Genomic DNA, 22,736 nt, shown 5'->3' on the forward strand with positions numbered 1-22,736 from the left:
CTTACAGCAGATTTCACATAGTGCAGAGATCTGATTTTTATTTGAACAGACTGAATTCCCGGATCAGGGGAGCGGTTTCCGGATTGTCACTCTGCAGTTTAAAATGTACGCGAAACCGGGAACCGGTTATTTTGTTCGGCAGAAACAGATGATGCACACCCAGCTCAAGATTCATCCATCCGGTTGAATCATCCGCTACACCGTCGGCATTGGAATCCGATTCAATATTGAACAAGACGGTCTGACCGGTGTTTTCAAACAGTTCCGGCAGTTCCCTATAGGCGGCGCCGACCGGGCGCTCGGTGAACAGGTACAGGGTATAGTCTTCGACGGCAAAATCGGCGTCGCCGGTGCCAAAACGGTTTCCTTTATCCGTATCATCATCCCAGCGCTGTCCCTGGTCCGGATTAAACGGACCGTAAATATCGTTTTGCAGCTGCCAGCCGTAAGGAAAGTCTTCCGCACGGGTTACGGCATAGCCGATATTATAATGCAGATGCGCTCCGTCGTCGAAAAACATATGCCAGCGGTTGTTGAAATAGCCCAGATCCGCATCGCCGGTGTGATCACCGACGTCCAGAATTTTTTCTCCCTTATCGACCCGGGTCAGTGACTGCATTCGATTAAAAGTTAGCGATTCACCGGTTTCATTGAACAGGTAGAGGAATTCTCCGTCCCAGACTATACCGGGATCGTGGCCGGTGATGCCCTGGATCGGACCCAAATCCTGCCAGTTCAGGATATCCTCACTCATCCACATATGCGAGTCGCCGTCAGACGTTTCGTCCGGGGCATACCAGACACCGTTCACGTGCAGCCAGTCATTGGGCGCCTGACCGTGGATAGGACCGTAAAGCGGAAAAACCGTGCTGTCGATTCGGAACGGGTTGATGCCGCGTTTGAGAGGCGACAGGCTGTCCGCGACGGCAAAACTCCAGTAATACTCATTCGGCCATTTGTCCGGGGTGTGATTGAAAAACAACAGCCATTTGTCCTTCCATCTGCCGGTACCGCGTACAATGGACTGATCCTGAGGCACACCGCCCGGTTCGGGCAGCAGCAGGGTTTCATTTGTGATATTGTTGCGGTTCAGCGGCAGCAGAGTGTTTGAACCGGACAGCACCGGATTGCCGGTGAATTTGACCCAGTTCCGGCGCATGTCAATGGGGTTGCCGTAGCAGAGGACGGTAGCGGCAAAGGAACGCAGTTGAACAGTGGATTGCGCATCCTGCCATGCAGATATCCATTCACCGCTGGATTTAAAGGGGGTTGTTTTCTGAAACGGCGTGTTTTGAATTTTGTCGAGCAGGAGGGCGCCGGTGCCCATCAGGTCAATAACGCCGTTTAAATCATCGCTTTCTTGAATCAGCAGATCAGAGAGCGAATCGGTTGCCGACAGCCATTGCTGCCGGGTATCGATTTGCCAGAACATGTTTTCATTATTCCGAGAGCAGTTGACAGCAGACAATGCAGCTGTGATCAAAAGAATGTGTATGTAGAGTTTTTTCATATTGTCCTTTTTATTTATGCATTTCAGAGAACAACCACAGGGTATGCCCCACATGCGGTATGCAGTACTCGGATGTCTGCCAGCTTTGATCGTGCCGTAAGGGCTGATCATCAGCGGACAGCCATTCATCGCGTTTGTCGTGCTGCGGAAAGGTTTCTGCCATGATGCACAGCGACAAAAGCGGCATATCTCCCACCCAGCTGCCGGAACGCAGGTGCGGACGTGTGCGGGAAACCCGGAAAAATCCTCTGACCGGACTGTCTACTGAACCCTGTACCTGCAGATAATTGAGCGTGGCTTGTAGCGCGGCGTTATAGACGTCATCGGAAATGAGGAATGGATAGGAACGGCCGCCATGAGTCCTGATATAATAGCGGCCGGGATGGGTGATCTGTGTAAATACGCCGGTTTTATAATCGCCGAAATCTCCGTTTGCCGCACTCAATTCACCGGTATAAACCGTATCGCCGGTTTGTAATTGAATGACATGAAATGCTTCAGCTGCACCGGAAAGCGAGACGCACTGTTTGTATGCATCCGTCGGATACCCGACCTGGTTGATGGCGATGTTGATATTGAAATCGCGGGATAGGGATTGCGCCTGTGTCTGATTAAATAGAAAGAGGAAAATACAGATTGCCAAAAACAGATAAAAGCCAGGGGAAAACTTTGAGCGCGGCACTGAGCCTCCTCGATGTGTAAAGATTTCAGCATAGATGGCTATATTTTACACTTTTTTTATCTAAAATGAAATCATTTTTTTCTATTCAAGAATAGAATTTATAAAATCACTTGACAAAAGAGGAATAATTTTTTATATTGTAAGTGAATATTTACTAACAATGGGCCGGAAATGAAAGAGTTTACTGAACGACAGCAGGATATCCTGAATGTTTCCATTGAGTTAATTTCCGAAAAGGGCATTCAGCAATTGACCATAAAAAATATATCCAAAAAATTAGGACGGACCAGAAGGCGCGATTTATCGGCATTTTGACAGCAAAACAGATATATTGGTCGGGATTTTAAACAGATTTAAAAAATACAATATTTCAACACAAAAACAGATGGAGAATCAGGATAATTCTCCCGTGGCAAAATTGGAAAATCTTTTCACTCAACATTTTGAGCAATTTGCCGCCAATCCGGCTATGGCGGCGGTCATCTTTTCCGAGGAAATTTTTCAAAATGAAAAACAACTTGCAGACCATGTTTTTACGATCATGCAGGGCACTCTGGATCATGTTGCCGGCATTATAGACGAGGGACAAAAACGCGGGCAAATGCGCGATGATGTTCCACCGGATCAACTAACCATGCTGGTGATCGGCGCGTTGCGGCTTTTGGTGACCCGGTGGCGGCTGTCGAGGCATGCGTTCGACCTGCAAGAACAGGGCGCACAACTTTGCAAGACGGTTGAACAAATATTGAGAAAATAATTTTTTTTGAATTAAAGTGAGTGAATGTTTACTCAAAAGTGAGGATGTTCTATGCAAACTTTTTTTAAACGTATTCTCGGATTTCCCAAAACAGTTTTGCTGATCATGACGCTGATAACGGTCATCTTTTTCATGGTCATGAGACAATACTCGCGCATGCAGACCGACCTAGACGAGTATATGCCGCAAGACCACCCGGCCTTTGTTTACAGCGATCAGGCTGAGGACTGGTTCAATATCAAGGACGGGGTGATCATTGCCGTCGAAAACTCGGACGGGATTTATACGTCCTCTACCTTGCAAAAGGTGACAGATCTGACGAAAAAACTGCAAAAGATGGATGAAATCAATAAAGATGATGTCACGTCTCTTTACACGGCGGATAATATCATCGGCACCGAATCGGGTCTGGATGTGAAACCGTTTTTCAAACACGTGCCGCAAACCGAACAGGAATTGACAGCCCTGCGCAACAGTGTGCGTGATAATGAGATGATTTATGAACGCCTGGTGAATACCGGGGAAACGGTGACGGTCATCATTGCGGAAATCGAGGATGATGCCTTTTCGCAGGATTTTTATCACCGACTGCTCGATCTGGCCAAAGAATACGAGGGACCGGAGAATCTGCATGTGGCCGGTCGGCCGATTGTGGAAGGCACCATGGCGTATCTGGGGCCGCGGGATATGCAGCGCATGGTGCCTGTTGTCATTGCGGTGATTATTGTGGTGCTGCTGTTGGTGCAGCGCAGTTTCAAGGCCGGACTTTTTACGCTGCTGGTGGTGCTGTTCAGTGTGGTCTGGGCCTTTGGGCTGATGGCGGCGCTTCGGATTCCTGTTTACGCGGTGTCAACCATGATTCCGGTGATGTTAATCGCCATCGGAGTGGCGGACGGTATTCATTTATACAGTCATTTGCATCTTTTTTTGAAAGAAAATCCGCATGCTGACCGCAAAACAGCCGTGTTTGACATGCTGAAAGAAATGTGGAGACCGGTGGTGATGACGTCGGTTACCACCTCTGTCGGATTTGTTTCTCTACTGACGTCTCAGGTCTATCCGATTAAATACTTTGGTCTCTTTACCGCTTTTGGTGTATTGATGGCTATGGTGTTTTCATTGTTGCTTTTGCCGGCCGGAATTCTGGTTTTCGGTCTGCCCCGCTGGAAGCACAAAGACGAAAATGGGGTAAAAAGCAACAACAAGTTTTTCAATGCCATTGCCCGGCAGGTGGTACGCCATAAAGTTGTCACCCTCGGCATTACCGCGGTGATTGTGGGTCTGTCCGTTTTCGGCGCCACAAAGGTATGGATCAATTCGAGTTTTCTGGAAAAGTTTGAAAAAGACAGCGATATTGTGCAGACCGATGCCTTTATCAACAAGCATTTCGGCGGCACGACCACGCTGAATGTGATTCTGGATGCCGGGAAACAACCGGATGCGTTCAAGCAGCCCCGCGTTTTACGCGCCGTTAACCGCCTGCAAACAGATGTAGACAGCTCGCTCTATGTGGTGGGAAACTCGTTTGCTTTGACTGATTATCTGAAACGGATGAATAAAGTCATGCACGCCGACAGCGCCGAATATGATGTTATACCGGACAGCAAGGAACTGGTCGCGCAATATCTGCTGCTGTACGAAATGTCCGGTGATCCGGAAAACCTGTGGCAGGTGGTGGATTACAATTATGAAAAAGCCAATTTGACATTTCAATTAAAAAGCGATAATTCCATGGCGCTGAACAGCGCGATGGATCGTATTGAGAAGCATAAACCCCTCTTTGAAAAACTCGGCGTGACCCTCAACTATGCCGGCTCCGGGTACAAGGGGCTGGTTTTTACGGATTTGATTTTACAGGGACAAATCAAAAGCCTGGTGTTGTCTCTTGTGCTGGTGGTGCTGCTGCTTTCCCTGATGTTTAAAAATTTCCGCGCCGGTGTGATCGGGGCAGTGCCGATTACCATCACCGCCATTATCAGTTTTGGTGTTATGGGGCTGCTCAATATTCCGTTGAGCACCACCACCGCGTTGCTGTCCAGTATCGCCATCGGAATCGGTATCGATTATGCGGTGCATTTTATCGAACGCTACAAGATTTATGCGGCTGAAACCGGCGATCAGAAACAAACCGGTCGTAAAACCATGCAGCATTCCGGACGGGCCATTGCGTACAATGCGCTGGTGGTGATCGCCGGATTTCTGGTGTTGCTGGCGTCGGTGTTCCCTCCCAACCGGGCTCTGGGCGCGCTGGTGTCCATGAATATGTTCACCAGTTTTCTGGGAACGGTTACCATTATGTATTTGCTGTTGGTACTGCTTAATATATTTTTCAAAAAAAAACAATAAAAAACCTAATGGAGGTATACAATGAAAATTAATCACATTATTATCAGACTGTTGTTCGCAGTGGTTATTTTACCGCTCGCCGCATTAGGACAAAATGACCTGACCGGATTGGACATTGTTCAAAACGTGTTCAACCGGCCTACCGGCACGGATCAAGAGGGGCGTCTCACCATGACCCTGATTAATTCGCGCGGTGATCAACGAGTGCGTGAAATCAAACAATTTATCAAAGATTTCGGCGATGTGGAAAAAAAGATCATGTTTTTTCTGTCCCCGGCCGATGTGCGAAACACGTCGTTTATGAACTGGAGCTACGACGAAACCGGACGTGATGACGACCAGTGGATCTATTTACCGGCGCTGAGACGTATAAAACGAATTTCCAGTGACAGTAAAAGTGATTATTTCATGGGCTCTGATTTCACTTATGATGATCTGGGCGACCGCCATCCGTCCGAGGATACTCACAAATTGCTGCGTCGGGAAAAACTCGACGGCGCCGAATGCTACGTGATAGAAAGTATACCCAAAGAAGACGATTATATGTATTCGCGTACGCTGAGTTGGGTAATTCCGAGCAAATGGATCGGCCTGAAAAAGGAATTCTATGATGAAGATGGAGGTCATCTAAAAACTCTGACTGTGAAAGAATATAAAGAAATTGAAAGTTACTGGATTATCACCCATAGTCAAATGCACAATGTGCAAAAAGATCACACCACCGATATGAAACTAAAGGATTTAAAGATTGACACAGGGATTCCGGACCGTCAATTTACCGAACGCATGATGAAAAGGGGGATTCAATGAATTGCAAAATAAAACCAAAAGCCCTGCGGTTCATTCTGGCAGGACTGGTATTGTTGTTTGCTGTTCATCCGCTTCTGGCGCAAGGCTTGTCAATAAACGGTTATGTGCGTCAGTATACCGGTGTTTTGACGAGTGAGGATACCGAATATTTGATTGTGCAGAATACGCTTGACCTGGAATTGCGGCATAGCAAGGGTGATGTGGCATTCAAGGCCAATCCGTATGTTTATCATTACCGCGACCGCGACCAGAAAATCGGGCTGCGCGAGGCCTATATTGATATTTATTTTCGTTCCATGGATGTGCGTGTGGGCAAACAGCAGATTATCTGGGGCAAAGCCCAGGGCGTGTTCATCACCGATATTGTGTCTCCCAAAGATTTACGCGAGTTTTTGCTGCCGGACTTTGAAGAAATCCGTATGGGTGTTACCGCGGTTAAAGCGGATTATTATATTGGAAATCACGCTTTGGAACTGGTGTGGCTGCCGGTGTTCACACCGACGCGTATGCCGGAAGAAGGCTCGATTTGGCGTCCGCGTATGGATTTCCCCATAACGCCGCAATTCGACACATCACAACAAGAGGTCGAGGGATCGCTAAAAAACAGCGAATGGTTTATAAAGTATTCCGCTCTCACTTCGGCTCTTGACGTTGAAATCATGGCCGGTACTGCCTGGGATGATGATCCGACTTTGCACATCAGCAAACGGTTTGATCCGCAAAATCGACAGCTTGATGCCCTGACCGTCACGCCAAAGCATCATCGATTGACCCTTGGAGGCGGTAGTTTCAGCACGACACTCGGTCCCGTCGTCATGCGCGGCGAAGGCGCTTTTTATCGCGGCAAGTATTTCAACACCGCTGATCCGACTGTTGCGGACGCGGTGGTTGAAAAAGATTATATGCACTATCTGCTGGGTCTGGATTACAGCATCTGGGATATTCAATGCAGCGGTCAGTTTATTCAGGAGGCGATTCTCGACTATGAACCGGGTATTGAACAGGACGAGTTTGAAAACACCATGACCGTGCGGGCGCGGCGCGATTTTTTGCGCGAGACGTTGACGCTGGAACTGTTTTCCTATATCGGTCTGAATCATAATGATGCCCTGATTCGGCCGCGTCTCTATTATGATTTGTCCGACGGCTTTGAGATCCTTTTGGGCGCCAATTTGTTCACCGGCGACCAGGGCCGGTTTGGTCAATATGAGGATAATGATATGGGTTATTTTAAAATCAAATATAGTTTTTAGGTTTGTGATGCATTATAAAGTAAAACGAACGCGCGCGCCGGTCATTGCTTTTCAATGAATTTTCATTAAAAGAGGGAAATCTGTATGATGCGGATAAAGCCATAGCCGGTATTCAACGGATTTATGCCAGTGGTTTGTTTGAAAAAGTATGGATCGAACTTGAACCTGTTGCAGATCATAAAGTCGTTGTTCATATTTATGTTTTGGAAAAATATCCCCGAACGGTAAATATCGGATTCGGATATAATGATACAGAGGGGTTGCGCGGCTTTTTGCAAATAACACATTTTAATTTTATCGGCTGGGGCGAACGCTTTATGCCGTTTGTCCGCCTGGGCGATACCTCTCAAAAAGCGGGACTGTCGATTGTGAATGATCGGTTGTTTGCTACACTCCTTACGCTGTATAATGTAATCTATTATGAGCAGCACGCTCTCTTTCGCTACGATCAACGCGGCAGGTTTATCGGTCAACTTGCTGTCAACCAAAAGAACCTTCGTTTTTCCGGTGGTATTCAGCCCAGCCGCAATTGGTTGATATTAGGCGGCATCAAGTTGACAGAATCGATCACAAAAGAAAATACAGCACTTGCGATTCAAAGACAACGTCAGCGCTATGGACTGATTTCCGGTCAGCTGATTTATGATACCAGAGATGATCTGCATTTTCGCTATCGCATCAATGTGTACAAAAAAGGGTATGTTTCCACAAATGCAACTTTGACCGAGATGAGTAACAACGCTTTAATGCTAAAACAGCCCATAGCGGGAATTTCATTTTGCCTGCAAATTGACTCACCCGTGGGGCCTGTGAGTTTTTTCCGGGGCGTGTCTGATGACGGCAGAGATAATTTTTATCTGTCTGCTGGTCATCAATTTTAGCAAAAAATTTATGATATGCCACAGTGCGTTCAGTTAGTTGATTCAGGGCGTTTATGTAACAGTAAATGCATCCCTGTCCGCGGACATCACCCACCTCGAGATGCAATGAATAAAAGGATTCGGTTGTGTAAACAGCTTGCAGTTTATCAAAATCAATCATATTTATAGATAAAAAAATTAAATGAACAGACGGATCAAGTCTGAAAATTTTTTCTTAAAACTTGCTATTTTTTAAATAAATTTCTATGTTAAACGTTGCGAAAACGATTTCCGAGGAGCGGAGCATGAGACTGTTTTTTGCGTTTTTTCTATTATCAACCATGGTGTATGCATTTGATCAACCCCTTGACGGTTTTGCTGCCTCTCAGATGTATAATGTCTATGTGAATGGGGAAAAACTGTTTGTGGCACGAACGGATACATTTGATTTTTGTTCCGTTGATGTGGATAGCGTCCTGCATGTGCGCATTGAAACCGCACAGGATCTTCGCTGGGTGGATATTCGTCCCAAGTTTGATAATATTGATTTCGATTATACGAATCACAGCATCAGCTTTCATCTGGATGCACCGGCACAGTTGTCTGTCGAGCTGAACGGTGAGAGCACCCACCCCCTGTATCTGTTTGCCAATCCACCGTTTTCTCCGGATCCCGAGATCTATAAAGATGCTTTGGTATTCGAACGCGGACTCTACGAGCCCGGTGAGATTCAGCTGCAGAGCGATCAGACCGTCATTTTGGAACCCGGTGCGGTGGTGCGCGGGTATTTTGTCGCCGAGCACGCTGAGAATATCCGGATCATCGGCCGGGGTGTGGTGGACGGCAGCGCCTATAGTTCGGGCAGGTCCCAGCCGGCAAATCGTAAAATTCTGTTAAAGCACTGCCGCGATGTAAGCATCGAGGGTATTTTTATTGTTAACAATCCCACCTGGACCATCGAACCCATGTTCTGCCGCAATGTACGCATCGAAAATGTTAAAATTCTCAATCATCAATTCGGTTCGGACGGTATTGATATGGTGGGGTGTCAGGATGTGCATATTGATGATTCCTTTATCCGAGCCAATGATGACTGTGTGGTGATCAAAACCTGGGGCGGCGATGAAAAATATCCGAAAACACCGAAAAAGGGTGTAAACGTTTCCAATATCACGGTGCGCAATTCGGTGTTCTGGAACATGTCCTGGGGCAATGCCCTGGAGATCGGATTTGAACTGCGCGCCGATTCGGTCCGGCAACTTTTGTTTGAAAACTGCGATGTGATTCATGTGGACCGCGGTGCCGTGATGAGTATACACAACGGCGATTATGCAACGGTATGTGATGTCACCTACCGGGATATCCGGGTGGAAAATGCCGATCATAAACTCATCGATTTGGCGGTCTTTTTGTCGCAATACAGTCTGGACCGGCATCCGGACCCGGCCTATCGCGAGAAGAACTATCTGCACGGCGCCTGGGACGGCGTGCAAAAAGTGCCGGAGGGTAAAAAACAGGCGCATGCGGAACACCGGGGACATATCAAGAATATCGTATTTGAAAATATAAGCATATTGGACGGGCCGCTGCCGTTTTCCGTCATCGCGGGTTACAATCAAAAGCATGCGGTGGAGAACGTGGTCATTGACAATTTGCGCGTTTACGGGAACAAGGTTGAAACCCGACAGGAAGCGAAACTGAATGTAGCAAACGCCCGGAAACTAGAGATCCGGTGAAACAGAGTCTGTAAAGGAAAGGAGAAAGTATGAAGCTGCAGACGATTGATCTGATTATTATTGCGCTTTACATGATCGCCATCACGGCGATCGGGTTTATGATGAAAAAGCGGGCGGAGCAGGGCGAAAAGGAATACCTGCTGGGCGGCAACCGCCTGCCCTGGTATTTGCTGGGATTGTCCAATGCGTCCGGTATGCTGGATATTTCCGGCACGATGTGGCTGGTCACGATCGGATTTATTTACGGCTTGAAGAGTATCTGGATTCCCTGGCTGTGGCCGGTATTCAATCAAATCTTTTTGATGATTTTTTTGTCAAAATGGCTGAGACGTTCCGGCGCCACCACGGGCGCGGAATGGCTGCGCACCCGGTTCGGCGACCGCAGGGACACCAGCTGGTCACACATGATTGTGGTGGTGTTTGCTCTGATCAGCTGTTTGGGCTTTCTCGCGTATGGATTTATCGGACTGGGAAAATTTATCATGATCTTTGTCCCCTGGGATACGGTGGCCGGATTTTTTGGATTTAATCCGGGTATTGTACCGCCGCAGTTTGTGCCGCACGTCTATGGCGTCATTTTTACCCTGGCGGCAACGGTGTATTGTCTGCTGGGCGGTATGGCCGGTATTGTCTGGGCGGATTTGATCCAGTATACGATCATCACCCTGTCGTCGATTGTGGTGGCCATTATTGCCATGACCAAACTGGCGGAAGTGGGGCAGTTGAATGTACCGGACGGCTGGTTTAATCCGTTTTTCGGCTGGAGGTTGGGCCTGGACTGGAACAATATTATCCCGCAGGTCAACCGGGTCATCGATAATGACGGATATGAGTTGTTTTCGATTTTCATGATGATGCTGTTGTTCAAGGGAATTCTGGTCTCCATGGCCGGGCCTGCGCCCAATTACGACATGCAGAAAGTTCTGTCCACCCGTAATCCGAAAGAAGCGGGTATGATGAGCGGTTCGGTGTCTGTGATTTTGATGCCGTTCCGGTATTTGATGATCACCGGCTTTATTGTATTGGGACTGTTGTATTTTGACAAGCTGAACCTGTTGATCGGCGGTCGGATTGATTTTGAACAGATTTTGCCGTCTGCTATGGCGCAGTTTATACCGGTCGGTTTTCTGGGGCTGCTGTTAGCGGGACTCACAGCTGCATTTGTGTCCACTTTTTCCGGCACTTTGAATGCCGGACAGGCGTATCTGGTCAATGATATTTTCCTGCGTTATATCAATCCCAAAGCCAAAGGCAAACATATTGCCCGCGTCAGCCAGTTCATCGGTCTGGGACTGGTGATTATCAGTATGATTTTGGGTGTTTTCACCCAGAACATCGACAGTGTGCTGAAATGGATCGTATCCGGTCTGTTCGGCAGTTATGTGGCTTCGAATGTGCTGAAATGGTACTGGTGGCGGTTTAACGGATACGGGTATTTCTGGGGTATGGTCGGCGGACTGGTACCGGCGCTGATTTTCGCCAAATTCATTCCCAGCGGCAGTCAGATTTATTATTTCCCGATCACGCTGGCGATCGCCCTGACCAGCTGTATCATTGCAACGCTGATAACCCCGCCATCTGATAAAGAGGTTTTGAAGGATTTTTATAAAAAGGTAAGGCCCTGGGGATTCTGGAAACCCATTCATGAAAAGGTGGTGGCCGAGGATCCGTCCTTTGTCAATGACAGTGTGTTCAGCCGCGATATGATCAATGTGGTGGTCGGAACCATCTGGCAGACGGCGCTGGTGGCGATTGCCATTTATATTGTGACGTTGAAATTCTTTGCAGCCGGTGTCTGCGCGCTGATTATCGCCGCAACCAGCCTCTTTTTGAAAAAGAACTGGTACGACAAAATCCAGGGCGACGGATATTAAAATGTTGATTTAGATCGGATCGTTACCAACCGGATTCTGTGATGGCTGCAGAATCCGGTTGCTTTTATCCTGCAGCTGTAAATTCTGATTTATCAGGAGACATTATGAGAATGAGAACAATAACGATAGCAACGCTGGTTTTTTTAGGGTGTATATCGCAGCTGCCGGCGCAGACCCAATCTGTTTTCAAAGAATTTATCACAGTTGACGGTTCGCGACTGATGCAGGGCGAGCAGGAATTCCGCTTTATTTCCTGGAATATCCCGAATCTTAATTTTGTGGAAGATGAAATGGCTTTTACACGCGAACACGAGTACGCTTTGCCAACAGCGTACGAAATCCGCGATGCGCTGGAAAGCGTCAAGCAGATGGGCGGTCGGGTGGTGCGCGCCTATACATTTCCGGTACGCTCTGAAGAGGACGCCGAAGGCGTACCCAAGTATGTACTGGGTCCCGGCGAATTCAATGAACGCGCTTTTGCCACCATGGATACGGTGCTGGCTATTGCCAATCAGGTTGGTGTTCGTGTTATTTTACCGTTCCTGAATCAGTGGAAATGGATGGGCGGCCGTCCCCAATACGCCGCATTCCGGGCAAAATCCGAGGACGATTTTTACACCGATCGTCAGCTCATTGACGATTTCAAAACAACCATCGAGTATGTGATTACCCGCGAAAATACCGTCACGGGTGTCCAATACCGCGATGACAAAGCGATCATGTGCTGGGAAACCGGCAATGAGCTGGTCTGCCCGTATGAATGGACCAGGGAAATCGCCCGGTTGATCAAAAATCTGGATATCAATCATCTTTTGATGGACGGCTATCATGCCATTGACAGTCGTCCGGTGCGCGAGGAATCGATTACCGATCCGAATGTGGATATTATCTCTTCTCATCATTATGAAACAGACCCGGAAAAAATATTCAAGCATATTCAAATCAACCTGGACCACATCAACGGCCGCAAGCCGTATGTACTGGGTGAATTCGGGTTTGTCGGAACTCCGGTTATTGAAAAATATCTGGACTGGGTCATGGATAACCCCATTCCCGGCGCCTTGATCTGGAGCCTGCGCTATCACCGGCATCACGGCGGATTTTACTGGCATTCGGAACCTTTGGGCGGCGGCGTGTTCAAGGCCTATCACTGGCCCGGCTTTGATTCCGGGGAAGAGTACTGATGAAAAGCGGCTCATTGATTTAATGCGGGAAAAGGCTTTTGAGATTCAGGGACTGGACAATCCCATGCCGCCGGTGCCGAATGCGCCGGTTTTGCTGCCGATTGATCATGTGGCCCAGATCTCGTGGCGCGGTTCCACAGGGGCTCGCGCTTATGACGTACAGCGCAGCTTATCTGCAAAGGGTCCCTGGGCGACTGTGGGCTATAATATTTCCGATGCGGCAACCCAGTATATGCCGCTTTATCACGACCGTGACGCCAGGCCGGGAACCACTTGTTTTTATAGGGTGATCGCCAAGAACGCCTCCGGCTGGTCCAATCCCTCCAACGTGATGTCCGTCAAGATCGGCAGTCAGGCTTTGGTGGATGAAATGGGGCATTTGAATCGACTGTATCATTCAAGCGGCAATTGGACAGTATCGACAGAGAATGACCGCAGTTTTAAAGAAGATATGCAGCGACTATCCGGAGAGTCCGGTGATGAACTGATCTATCGTGTCCCCGGCACGATCTGCGGCTGGAATATTTATACCTTTACCCGGACAAAAGAGGCAAATGCAGAGATATGGCTATCTGCGGATGCAAAAGAGTACGAGCGCGTGGAGGGCGGTCTCAATACGATTGACACCGGAGAAGGGTATTACGGATACTGGCGGCCGGTTCTGTTCAGCCAAAACGCTTTGCAAAGCGAGGCGCGCTATATCAAAATCAAACTGACAGCCGAAACTCAAATGAGCCGGATTGAGATTTTTTATAAATGATACACCGGTTTGACGCAAGAATCAGCCAGCGACTGTTGAACTGACTGTTATGGAAAAGGTGACATTTGTTTACTTTTAATATTGGGTGAAAATGGTTAGAATTTAATGAATCGCTAGAGAGCGATGAGTATGAATCAACAAAAGGAGAGAAGGATATGAAGACTGTATTGATGATGTTCTTGAGTGTCTGTCTGATGAGCGCAATAGTCTGGGCTCAGGACAAGGCTGAGCTGGAAAAAGGTATAAATTACATCGAAACCCAGGTATACACCCAGGAAGAGAATGAAGAACTATTGCAACTGTACAAAGAACTGCGCGTCGCTGACGTGTCCGACGGTATGGATGCGGTGGGACTGCCCGGCGTTGGACTGGTGGATCCGTCGATTCATCCGGACTGGCAAGATTTTGAAGATTTGTCGCATCAATTCCGCGGCATTGCCATTACGGTCCGCTATGTTCCCACGCAAAAGCGGCCGCTGCCGGAGAATCTGGACAATTTTTCCCAGTGGGAAGGTGAGTTTTATACAAAATATTCCCACGAAGCGTTTACGGAATTGATCGAACAAGGAAGCGTGGTGGTGATCGATGATGTGGAGGAAAAAGATATCGGCTCTATCGGCTCATATAATATTTTAGCCTGGCACAAAGCCGGCGCGGTCGGTGTGGTTACTGATGCCTCGTCGCGGGACACGGACGAGATTGCCAAGCAGCAGGTTCCGCTGTATCTGCGTCACAAAGGACGCGGGATTCGTCCGGGGCGTAACGAAATTGAATCGGTCAACCGGCCGGTCAGCATCGGCGGCGTACTGGTCTGTCCCGGTGACGTCGTGGTCGCGGACGGCGATGGTGTTGTGGTGGTGCCGCGCCGCGTTGCCAAACAGGTGGCTGAACATGCTCAAAACGTTCTAAAAGGCGACAAAGCGGGGCGCCGCAGCCTGTATGAAAGCATGGGCCTGCCGCTCGATCAAACCGTTCAATAAATTCAAATAACCCTGTGGGTACCCATTTCGGAATCCCACGGGGTTTTCGGAGAGGAGAGAAACAATGCATGCTTTGGCCGGGTTGTTTGCAATCCTGTTGTGTTTCGGAGGGGCGGCTGCCCAGTCTCCTGTGTCGCCGGATGCAAAAGTGGAAAAAATAGCAGAGGGATTTCAGTTTGTCGAGGGGCCGGTTTGGATGGACAGTTCTCTGCTGTTCAGTGATATCCCCGCCAATACCATTTACCAGTGGACAGAGTCCGACGGCATCCGTGAATTTCTGAGTCCCTCCGGACAGTCCAATGGGCTGGCGCTGGATTCAGCAGGACATTTGCTGCTGGCGCAGCACGCTGAGCGTCAGGTCGCCCGACTGCCGGAAAACGGGACCTGGACCGCACTGGCGACAGAATACCAGGGGAAACGACTGAACAGTCCCAATGATATGGCGATAAAATCCGATGGGTCTGTGTTTTTCACTGATCCGCCTTATGGCATTCAGTCGCATCAGGAAGAGCTGGGGTTTTACGGCATTTACCGCTATTCTGCGGACGGTGAATTGTATTTACTGGATCAATCCCTGAACCGTCCCAACGGCATTGTGTTCTCGCCGGATGAATCGCATCTGTACGTCAATGATTCGGAAACGAGACGCATTTACGTCTGGGATGTCCGGGATGATTCTGTCCTGGTCAACAAACGGCAGTTTGCTTATATGCAGCCGCACGGGTATGCGGACGGCATGGCTGTGGATGCAGCGGGGCATGTGTATAGCACCGGACCGATTGGCGTGTGGGTGTTTGCCCCGGACGGCACGGTACTGGACACCCTTGCGGTACCCGGCCAGACCAGCAACTGCGCCTGGGGAGATGCTGACCGCCGGACTCTTTATATCACCTCCGGAGATGCGGTGTACCGAATTCGCGTGGACGCCCTCAGTCGGGTCAGGGACGCTCAGGGGCGGGGTCGTTCGGATGAATTTGGGCTGGCGGCAAATTACCCCAACCCCTTTAATGAATCGACCCGAATTCGATTTCAACTGGAGCAAGCGGGATATACGCGCTTTGATGTTTATAACACCCGGGGGCAGCGAGTGCGGACGTTAATGCAGGATTTTGTCGATGCCGGGGTGCAGCACGTTTGCCTGGAATGCGGCTGATCTGTCCGGCGGCGCCTATATTATCAAAATGATTTCAGGAGATCGGGTTTCCATGCGGAAATGCACCTTGCTGCGCTGAAAAAAGGGAGGCGTTATGAAGCTGAATCTGTTTTTTATCATATTTGCATGGTTTGTTTTGAAAAAGGATATTTTGACGACCCTGATGTGCGAGTGCATGCCTACTGGAATTTCTTGGCCGGCGCCTGCGGTTATACCGAAAACTATGATCCGTACATCGGAGAGGGATTCAAGGATTCGGCTATGCTCTGAACATCCACGATATTTATGATACTCATGCACGAATTTTTGAAATCAGTTTAGTCTTGTCGATCATTTGTTGAAAGCCAAATTATGTTTTTGTTTTTGCGGATCTATTTATTGAACAGGGAGTATGGAAAATGAGATTTTTTATTTTATCAGCTGTAATTTTCATGTTTTTGCTGGCTTGTTCAAACGGGGAAAAGAAGCAAACGGAAACAATCGACCTGGAACGCCCCTGGGCGTTCAAAACCGGCGACAGTCTCATGTGGGCACAACCGGATTATGATGATGCCGGGTGGCAGTCCCTGTCCCCGTCCAGAGTCTGGGAGCAGCAGGGGCTAGAATCCTATGACGGGTTTGCCTGGTACCGCATACGGTTTGACCTGCCGGAATCGTTCAAATCGACATCGGTTCTTCAGGACAGCATACAATTTTATCTGGGCACCATTGATGATACGGAACAGACCTTTCTGAACGGAAAACTGATTGGACAAAACGGCCAATTGATTGCTGCAGGACAGTACGACACACCGCCGGAGTTTACCGGTGATCCGGACGCCTATCAATACGAACGCCGTTATGTCCTTTCCCTTGATGATCAACGCATTCAATGGGGAGAGATTAATACACTGGCCGTTCGGGTGCACGATCACGGCGGCAACGGTGGACTGTATGTGGATCGCTTGTCCACGGAATTGAATGCGGACAAGCCGCTGTCCGTGCATGTGCTGGGCATCAAAGATTATCTGCAATTCCAAAAAGCCTATACCGGATTTGAAATCAAATCCAAATGAACAGCTTGGCCGGACCCTGTATTTTCGTAATGTTTCTGACCGTTACGAGTTTGACGGGCAATTCACGGTTTCCATCAAAACCCTGGACAAGGGGCGGGAAATTTACACCAAAAGCGTTGCTGTTGATCTGAACTCGGGCGCCCTGGATTCTTTTCAATACGAATTTAACTGTGATCTGCAGCGTATGCACAAGGCTGAATATGTTTTTACGGCAAGAAATTTTGATAAATCGGTCGCGTTCCGCGAACAGGTTCCTTATATTTTAACACCACCTCCCGGAGATGCGCCGTCTATCAATGGACCGATGGTGTATGGACAGCGACCGGGCAATCCGTTTTTGTACCGCATCCCGGTCAGTGGCAAACGGCCGCTTGAATTCAGCGCTGAGAATTTGCCTGACGGATTGACACTGGACCCCCGTACCGGTATCATCACCGGCCGGGTGGAAACAGCGGATGATTATTCGGTGACTGTGAGGGTAGACAATGAAGCGGGGATGGATGAGAAAGAAATGACGTTCAAAATCGGTGACCAGCTCAGCCTGACACCGCCCATGGGCTGGAACAGCTGGAACTGCTGGGGACTGACCGTCTCGGACGCCAAAGTTCGCGAGGCGGCGGATTTTATGGTTTCCACGGGACTGGTGAATTACGGCTGGTCGTTCATCAATATAGACGACGGCTGGGAAGCGCCGGCGCGCTCGTATACCGGCGAGATTCGGGCAAACGACAAGTTTCCTGATATGAAAGCTTTGGGCGATTATGTTCATGAAAAAGGCCTGAAATTCGGTATTTATTCTTCTCCCGGACCGCTGACCTGCGGCGGTTACCTGGGCAGTTATCGGCATGAAGAACAGGATATCCACACCTATTGCGACTGGGGTGTGGATTATCTGAAATATGACTGGTGCAGTTATGAACGCATTGCCGAGGATCACAGTCTGGACGAACTGCAAAAGCCCTATTTTCGGATGCGCGATGTCATTACCGAGGCGGACCGTGATATTGTGTACAGTCTGTGCCAATACGGCATGGGGAACGTCTGGCAGTGGGGTAAACAAGCGGGCGGTAATTTATGGCGCACCACCGGGGATATCCGTGATACCTGGACCAGCATGTCGGAAATTGGATTCGGACAGGATTCATTATGGCGTTATGCTGAACCGGGACACTGGAATGATCCGGATATGCTGGTGGTCGGACATGTGGGCTGGGGTCCGGCTGTGCATCCTTCGCAGCTGTCCTACAGCGAACAGTATACGCATATCACCCTGTGGTCTCTGTTATCCGCGCCGATGCTGCTCGGGTGTGATCTCAGCAAACTGGACGATTTTACGCTGAATCTGCTGTGCAACGCCGAGGTGATTGCCGTCAATCAGGATCCGCTGGGTGAACAGGCACGGTCTTTTGTCAAGAATGATGATCTACAGATCTGGGCGAAACGTTTGAGCGACGGATCTGCAGCTGTCGGGTGTGTTTAATATGAAAACTTTAAAATCGAATATTGTTTTTGATCTTGGGGATATTGGGTTGAGCGATAAAGTCAAAATCCGGAATCTGTGGCGGCAGGAGGATATGGGTATACACAAGGGTAAATACCGAGTTACGTTACCGGCGCATGGCGCGGCGCTTTTAAAGTGTGTGTCGTTTGAAAAGTAACGTACTATCTGTTGAATATAGTCTCTAAACGCGATTTAATATTAACTAAAGGTGAACTTTTGAATAATTTAATGTATGTGTTTTTGATGTATTTATTGTTCTTTTGTACTGCACCCGTTTCAGGTCGGGTATCCGCGATTATTGACGCGGATACCGGCAATGAAATGGATGATCTCTATGCCGTCGCACATGCGGTGGTTCATGATTCTTTTAAAGTGATCGGTCTGACGTCAGCGCATTTCAACAATCCGCAGCTGGTGACCGACGAGATGTGGCATATTTATCCGACCCGGGATATCAATACACTGGAGATCTCTCAGGAACTCAATGAAAAGCTGTTGAGTATTCTGAACCGGAACTCGATTCCGCATCCCCGCGGCTGCGGGAAAATGGTGGGGTATGCCTGGGGCTATTACCCGGGCGCGCAGATTCCGAATTCCGATGCGGTGCGGTTTATTATTGAACAGGCAAAGCAGCATTCACCTGAACACAAACTGAACATTCTCTGCCTCGGCGCGGTCACCAATGTGGCGGCGGCTGTGCTCAGAGATTCTTCAATTGTTCCGTCTATACGTCTGTATGCCCTGACCATGAAATACGACGTGGAGCGTCATGTCTGGAATAAAAATTCATTCAACGCCAATAATGACCGCAACGGACTGGATGTTGTGCTGAATACACGCGGACTCGAATTGGTAATCATGCCGGGCAATGTGTCCCGTGAATTGGTATTTGAACGCGAGCGGACGCTGAAAAAACTTGGATTGATTGACGTCTCTGTAACCGAAATTTTCAAGCGCCGCTGGGATGAGGTGAGCGCCGGCGAGTCCTGGATCATGTGGGACCTTGCATTGATAGAAGCCGTGCTGCATCCTGAGCTGGCAGTGCTCGAAACCCGGACCACGCCGCCGGAAAATACGCCGCGGCCGGTGTCGGTTTATCTGGATATTGACGAAACCAAAATGAAACAGTCATTCTGGCGCACCCTAAAAACCCTGCAATAGATCAGGAGGAGTTTTATGAAAACACTGAATGTGATTGTCCTGCTGATTTTTTTGAGCGCCGCGGCCGGATTACCTGCGGCCGCAGCGTCTGACAGTTTGATTTATCTGATTGTACGCGGGGATGATATCGGTTCTTCCCACGCCGCCAATCTGGGATGCATTGCGTCCTATAAAGAAGGAATCCAGAAAACGGTGGAAATTATGGTGCCCTGCCCCTGGTTTTTAGAGGCGGTTGAGATGCTGAAAACCTGTCCGGGACTTGATGTGGGGGTGCATTTGACCCTGACCAGTGAATGGGAGCACTACAAGTGGGGGCCGCTGACCTGCGCCCCGAGTCTGGTAGATTCCAACGGCTATTTTTATCCGCGACAAAAGAACTGGAGTGATCAAGACGCAACCGACGCGTTCTGGAATGCCGGTCCGGATATGACGCAAGTGGAACAGGAACTGCGCGCCCAGATCGTGACGGCGATGAGACACATCCCGCAGGTGAGTCATGTCACCGGACATATGGGGATTGCCAGCCCCGGTGTGAGCCAAAAAATGTCCGATCTGGTGGAACGTCTGGCGCGCGAATATGGGTTGTATATTGATCTTGAAGCACATCATGTAAAGAGAACCGGCCCCTATTTCCCGGATGAGCAAACCGCGGGGTTTGCATCCATGTCAGCGGAGCAGCGGTTTATCCAGATGCTCAGGCAGTTGAAATCCGGCGCCTATCTGTATGTGGAGCATCCGGGTATGGATGTTCCGGAAATGCAGGCGATCGGCCACACCGGCAACGATGAGGTGGCGAAAAAGCGTGCCGAGGTCACTCGTGTGTTTACCAGTGACCGCGTGAACGCGGTTATTCAGGAACTCGGTATTCAGCTCATCAGTTACGCGGATCTGGTATCCGGAAAGGAAAATTAAAGTATGAAAGCAATTCTTGTCATTGTGTTCGTCTTTTTGGGGGCCGTGTACAACGGCCAGGCAGCCGAGTGGTTTGAATTTGATCCACCGGAGAATTTGCAGGGCGGTATTATTGACATGTCGGACTGGCTGGACGCGCCGGCCGGAAAACACGGTTTTGTGCAGATAAAATCGGAACAGCTGGTGTGTGAGGACGGAACCCCGATCAAATTCTGGGGTGTGAATATCTGCAGCGGTCGTCCCTATACAGATCATGCAACGGCGGATACCTGGGCTGATATGCTGGCGCGTTACGGCGTCAACAGCGTCCGGTTTCACAAATTTACCTCTCACGCTATGCCGGACACGCTATCCACGACACTGACCCCGGAAAAATACGAACGCCTGGATTATTTCAGCGCCCGGTTGAAGGAAAAAGGCATTTATTACGGCTGGTCGCCGATTTACGGTCACAAACCGCGGCCGGCGGACAGCTCGAAAATGCTGGCCTACAATGAGATTGCAAACGCGGATATGAACAGCCATCTGAGTTATTCCACAATCGGTCTGGTCAATTTCGCGCCTGATTTACAGGATCTGCATATCGGATTGATCACCGATATGCTGGAACACAAAAATCCGTACACCGGATTACGATACGCTGATGATCCGGCTTTGTGTTTTGTGGAACTGCAGAATGAAGACAATATCTTTTTCGCCACCACCTCCAGCATGCTGGATAAATGTCCGACCTATAAAAAAATGCTCACGGACCTGTTCACCGAATGGCTGCGCGGCAAATACGGCAGTGCGGAACGTCTGAGAAAAGTATGGGGAGAACAAGCCTTTGAATGGGGAAAAGAGGTCAAACAGGTGGATTGGAGTCTGGATCAGGGCAACATCTGTCCGGTGGCCAATCACGGCATTTATGATTACGAATACCGCAAAGCCGCGGAAAACGGTGAAACCCTGCCGCTGTTTCTGCTGGATATGGCCCGATTCCTCTATGAACAGCAAGTCCGGTTTTACAAAAAGTTTGAAAAAGCCATCCGCGCCACCGGGTACCAGGGCGCATTGGTGGGTTCCTGCTGGCAGGCCGGATCAGGGGTGACGCATTATTACAATCTGCATGCGGATTATATCGTGGGTCTGATTGACCGTCATAATTATTTCGGAGGCGGCACCGGACACCGGCTGGCGCCCGGACCGATGAAAAACGGCGCTATGGTGTCAAAGCCCGGCTCGGGATTGTTGTCTACCGGACTGCAGCAGGTTATTGACCGGCCGTTTTCCCTGTCTGAATGGCTGAGTTTGATTCCCAATGAATGGGTTGCAGAGGGGGCTCCGCTGATTGCCGCCTACGGTCTCGGTCTGCAGGGCTGGGATGCTTCGTATGCCTTTGCATCCGATACTCCGCGTTTCACCGAGACATTACACACCCCGGGTGTGTATAATGTCATGTCGCCGATGCAGCTGGGATTGTATCCAGCTCTGGCGCGTATGATTTATCGCGGTGATGTGCGAGAGAGCCAATCGGTTTTTGTGCGTCATATTCATATTCCGTCATTACAACAGGGCAAACTCGGATTTTACGAGTCGGTTGAACAGGATTGGGATCAGAAAAGCATTCAGGGTGTTGTTCCGCCTCAAGCGCTGGCTGCCGGACGCGTGGCCGTTGAATTTACCGATTCTTTTCAGCCCACCCGGCCGACTGAATTGTCTGAGTATCATGTGCAGGAGGAACTGATACGTTCTGTTACCGGACAATTGGAATGGCATACGTCCGGACAGGGATTTGTGAGCATCAATACAGCGGGCACCAAGGGAGTGATCGGGTTTGCTCAAAATAAAAATATCGATTTGGGTGTGGTGCGGTTTGATGTCGAAACCCCGTTTGCGGTTGTCTTGCTGACCAGCATGGATCGGATGCAGCCGATTGAAAGCGCAGACCGGCTGCTGCTCACCACTGTGGCGCGCGCCCGCAATACGGATATGCGGTTTAATCCGGATAAAACTAAACTGCTGGAGGCCGGTCATGCGCCGATTTTGATGGAACCTGTAAAGATGCGCATGCATCTGAGCCGAAATATTTCTGAAATATACGCGTTGGATCATGCAGGAGGCGACCGAATAGCGGGTCTTCCCGTGAATGGGCAAGACATTGTTATTGATGGTGAATCTTATCAAACCCTTTACTATGAAATACTATGTAAAGATGACTAG

Annotated in this window: 20 protein-coding genes; 18 read left to right on the forward strand and 2 right to left on the reverse strand. The window is 49.2% G+C overall.

The features are described 5' to 3' along the window. Positions 1 to 37: 37 nt before the first annotated feature. Both U5R06_00150 and U5R06_00155 read right to left on the reverse strand, forming a co-directional pair. A complete protein-coding gene (locus U5R06_00150; protein MDZ7721257.1) occupies positions 38 to 1,510 on the reverse strand; it encodes a hypothetical protein in 1,473 nt (490 codons plus the stop codon). Positions 1,511 to 1,520: 10 nt separating this feature from the next. Beyond that, a complete protein-coding gene (locus U5R06_00155) occupies positions 1,521 to 2,192 on the reverse strand; it encodes a cellulase N-terminal Ig-like domain-containing protein (protein ID MDZ7721258.1) in 672 nt (223 codons plus the stop codon). A 331-nt stretch (positions 2,193 to 2,523) separates the two neighbouring features. Here U5R06_00155 and U5R06_00160 point away from each other — a divergent pair, with 331 nt between their 5' ends. From U5R06_00160 to U5R06_00245, 18 genes are all read left to right on the forward strand, one after another. Further along, complete coding sequence (locus U5R06_00160) at positions 2,524 to 2,949, forward strand: TetR/AcrR family transcriptional regulator C-terminal domain-containing protein (GenBank protein MDZ7721259.1); 426 nt, start codon at positions 2,524 to 2,526, stop codon at positions 2,947 to 2,949. A gap of 51 nt (positions 2,950 to 3,000) precedes the next feature. Continuing rightward, on the forward strand, positions 3,001 to 5,295 hold the full coding sequence (locus tag U5R06_00165) for an efflux RND transporter permease subunit (protein ID MDZ7721260.1): 2,295 nt from the start codon (positions 3,001 to 3,003) through the stop codon (positions 5,293 to 5,295). Positions 5,296 to 5,316: 21 nt separating this feature from the next. Continuing rightward, positions 5,317 to 6,105 carry an outer membrane lipoprotein-sorting protein gene (locus U5R06_00170; GenBank protein ID MDZ7721261.1) on the forward strand — a complete coding sequence of 263 codons (789 nt, stop codon included), beginning with the start codon at positions 5,317 to 5,319 and terminating at the stop codon, positions 6,103 to 6,105. Next, positions 6,102 to 7,358 carry a DUF1302 family protein gene (locus tag U5R06_00175; protein MDZ7721262.1) on the forward strand — a complete coding sequence of 419 codons (1,257 nt, stop codon included), beginning with the start codon at positions 6,102 to 6,104 and terminating at the stop codon, positions 7,356 to 7,358. The genes U5R06_00170 and U5R06_00175 overlap by 4 nt, the downstream gene beginning before the upstream one ends. A gap of 44 nt (positions 7,359 to 7,402) precedes the next feature. Continuing rightward, on the forward strand, positions 7,403 to 8,239 hold the full coding sequence (locus U5R06_00180; protein MDZ7721263.1) for a hypothetical protein: 837 nt from the start codon (positions 7,403 to 7,405) through the stop codon (positions 8,237 to 8,239). Positions 8,240 to 8,523: 284 nt separating this feature from the next. Further along, the gene (locus U5R06_00185; GenBank protein MDZ7721264.1) at positions 8,524 to 9,954 is read left to right on the forward strand and encodes a glycosyl hydrolase family 28 protein; all 1,431 of its coding nucleotides are present in this window, start codon (positions 8,524 to 8,526) and stop codon (positions 9,952 to 9,954) included. 29 nt (positions 9,955 to 9,983) lie between these two features. Then, positions 9,984 to 11,828, forward strand: a complete 1,845-nt coding sequence (locus tag U5R06_00190; protein ID MDZ7721265.1) for a sodium:solute symporter family protein — start codon at positions 9,984 to 9,986, stop codon at positions 11,826 to 11,828. A 104-nt stretch (positions 11,829 to 11,932) separates the two neighbouring features. Beyond that, the gene (locus U5R06_00195; protein MDZ7721266.1) at positions 11,933 to 13,012 is read left to right on the forward strand and encodes a cellulase family glycosylhydrolase; all 1,080 of its coding nucleotides are present in this window, start codon (positions 11,933 to 11,935) and stop codon (positions 13,010 to 13,012) included. Between the two features lie 22 nt (positions 13,013 to 13,034). After that, complete coding sequence (locus U5R06_00200; protein MDZ7721267.1) at positions 13,035 to 13,772, forward strand: fibronectin type III domain-containing protein; 738 nt, start codon at positions 13,035 to 13,037, stop codon at positions 13,770 to 13,772. A 155-nt stretch (positions 13,773 to 13,927) separates the two neighbouring features. Beyond that, positions 13,928 to 14,752 carry an RraA family protein gene (locus tag U5R06_00205; GenBank protein ID MDZ7721268.1) on the forward strand — a complete coding sequence of 275 codons (825 nt, stop codon included), beginning with the start codon at positions 13,928 to 13,930 and terminating at the stop codon, positions 14,750 to 14,752. Between the two features lie 64 nt (positions 14,753 to 14,816). Continuing rightward, positions 14,817 to 15,905 (forward strand): SMP-30/gluconolactonase/LRE family protein, encoded by a 1,089-nt coding sequence (locus U5R06_00210; protein MDZ7721269.1) that lies wholly within the window; start codon positions 14,817 to 14,819, stop codon positions 15,903 to 15,905. 60 nt (positions 15,906 to 15,965) lie between these two features. Further along, entirely contained in the window at positions 15,966 to 16,175 is a 210-nt protein-coding gene (locus U5R06_00215; GenBank protein ID MDZ7721270.1) for a hypothetical protein, read from the forward strand. Positions 16,176 to 16,303: 128 nt separating this feature from the next. Then, positions 16,304 to 16,960, forward strand: a complete 657-nt coding sequence (locus tag U5R06_00220; GenBank protein MDZ7721271.1) for a hypothetical protein — start codon at positions 16,304 to 16,306, stop codon at positions 16,958 to 16,960. Continuing rightward, positions 16,941 to 18,440 (forward strand): putative Ig domain-containing protein, encoded by a 1,500-nt coding sequence (locus U5R06_00225; protein ID MDZ7721272.1) that lies wholly within the window; start codon positions 16,941 to 16,943, stop codon positions 18,438 to 18,440. The genes U5R06_00220 and U5R06_00225 overlap by 20 nt, the downstream gene beginning before the upstream one ends. 1 nt (position 18,441) lies before the next feature. Further along, positions 18,442 to 18,618 (forward strand): hypothetical protein, encoded by a 177-nt coding sequence (locus tag U5R06_00230; GenBank protein ID MDZ7721273.1) that lies wholly within the window; start codon positions 18,442 to 18,444, stop codon positions 18,616 to 18,618. 59 nt (positions 18,619 to 18,677) lie between these two features. Further along, positions 18,678 to 19,622: a nucleoside hydrolase gene (locus U5R06_00235; GenBank protein ID MDZ7721274.1), complete on the forward strand. Its 945-nt coding sequence runs from the start codon at positions 18,678 to 18,680 to the stop codon at positions 19,620 to 19,622. A gap of 15 nt (positions 19,623 to 19,637) precedes the next feature. Then, the gene (locus U5R06_00240; GenBank protein ID MDZ7721275.1) at positions 19,638 to 20,534 is read left to right on the forward strand and encodes a polysaccharide deacetylase family protein; all 897 of its coding nucleotides are present in this window, start codon (positions 19,638 to 19,640) and stop codon (positions 20,532 to 20,534) included. A gap of 3 nt (positions 20,535 to 20,537) precedes the next feature. Continuing rightward, positions 20,538 to 22,736, forward strand: a complete 2,199-nt coding sequence (locus tag U5R06_00245; GenBank protein MDZ7721276.1) for a hypothetical protein — start codon at positions 20,538 to 20,540, stop codon at positions 22,734 to 22,736.

Source organism: candidate division KSB1 bacterium (assembly GCA_034521575.1).
Taxonomy (GTDB): Bacteria; Zhuqueibacterota; Zhuqueibacteria; order Residuimicrobiales; family Krinioviventaceae; genus JAXHMJ01.

Excerpts from the sequence above, each read along its gene's own strand:
- U5R06_00240 (MDZ7721275.1), top strand. The coding sequence starts at position 19,638 with ATGAAAACACTGAATGTGATTGTCCTGCTGATTTTTTTGAGCGCCGCG.
- U5R06_00205 (MDZ7721268.1), top strand. The coding sequence starts at position 13,928 with ATGAAGACTGTATTGATGATGTTCTTGAGTGTCTGTCTGATGAGCGCA.
- U5R06_00195 (MDZ7721266.1), top strand. The coding sequence starts at position 11,933 with ATGAGAATGAGAACAATAACGATAGCAACGCTGGTTTTTTTAGGGTGT.
- U5R06_00230 (MDZ7721273.1), top strand. The coding sequence starts at position 18,442 with ATGAAAACTTTAAAATCGAATATTGTTTTTGATCTTGGGGATATTGGG.
- U5R06_00150 (MDZ7721257.1), bottom strand. The coding sequence starts at position 1,510 with ATGAAAAAACTCTACATACACATTCTTTTGATCACAGCTGCATTGTCT.
- U5R06_00200 (MDZ7721267.1), top strand. The coding sequence starts at position 13,035 with ATGCGGGAAAAGGCTTTTGAGATTCAGGGACTGGACAATCCCATGCCG.
- U5R06_00215 (MDZ7721270.1), top strand. The coding sequence starts at position 15,966 with ATGCACCTTGCTGCGCTGAAAAAAGGGAGGCGTTATGAAGCTGAATCT.
- U5R06_00245 (MDZ7721276.1), top strand. The coding sequence starts at position 20,538 with ATGAAAGCAATTCTTGTCATTGTGTTCGTCTTTTTGGGGGCCGTGTAC.
- U5R06_00190 (MDZ7721265.1), top strand. The coding sequence starts at position 9,984 with ATGAAGCTGCAGACGATTGATCTGATTATTATTGCGCTTTACATGATC.
- U5R06_00210 (MDZ7721269.1), top strand. The coding sequence starts at position 14,817 with ATGCATGCTTTGGCCGGGTTGTTTGCAATCCTGTTGTGTTTCGGAGGG.
- U5R06_00165 (MDZ7721260.1), top strand. The coding sequence starts at position 3,001 with ATGCAAACTTTTTTTAAACGTATTCTCGGATTTCCCAAAACAGTTTTG.
- U5R06_00170 (MDZ7721261.1), top strand. The coding sequence starts at position 5,317 with ATGAAAATTAATCACATTATTATCAGACTGTTGTTCGCAGTGGTTATT.
- U5R06_00175 (MDZ7721262.1), top strand. The coding sequence starts at position 6,102 with ATGAATTGCAAAATAAAACCAAAAGCCCTGCGGTTCATTCTGGCAGGA.
- U5R06_00220 (MDZ7721271.1), top strand. The coding sequence starts at position 16,304 with ATGAGATTTTTTATTTTATCAGCTGTAATTTTCATGTTTTTGCTGGCT.
- U5R06_00185 (MDZ7721264.1), top strand. The coding sequence starts at position 8,524 with ATGAGACTGTTTTTTGCGTTTTTTCTATTATCAACCATGGTGTATGCA.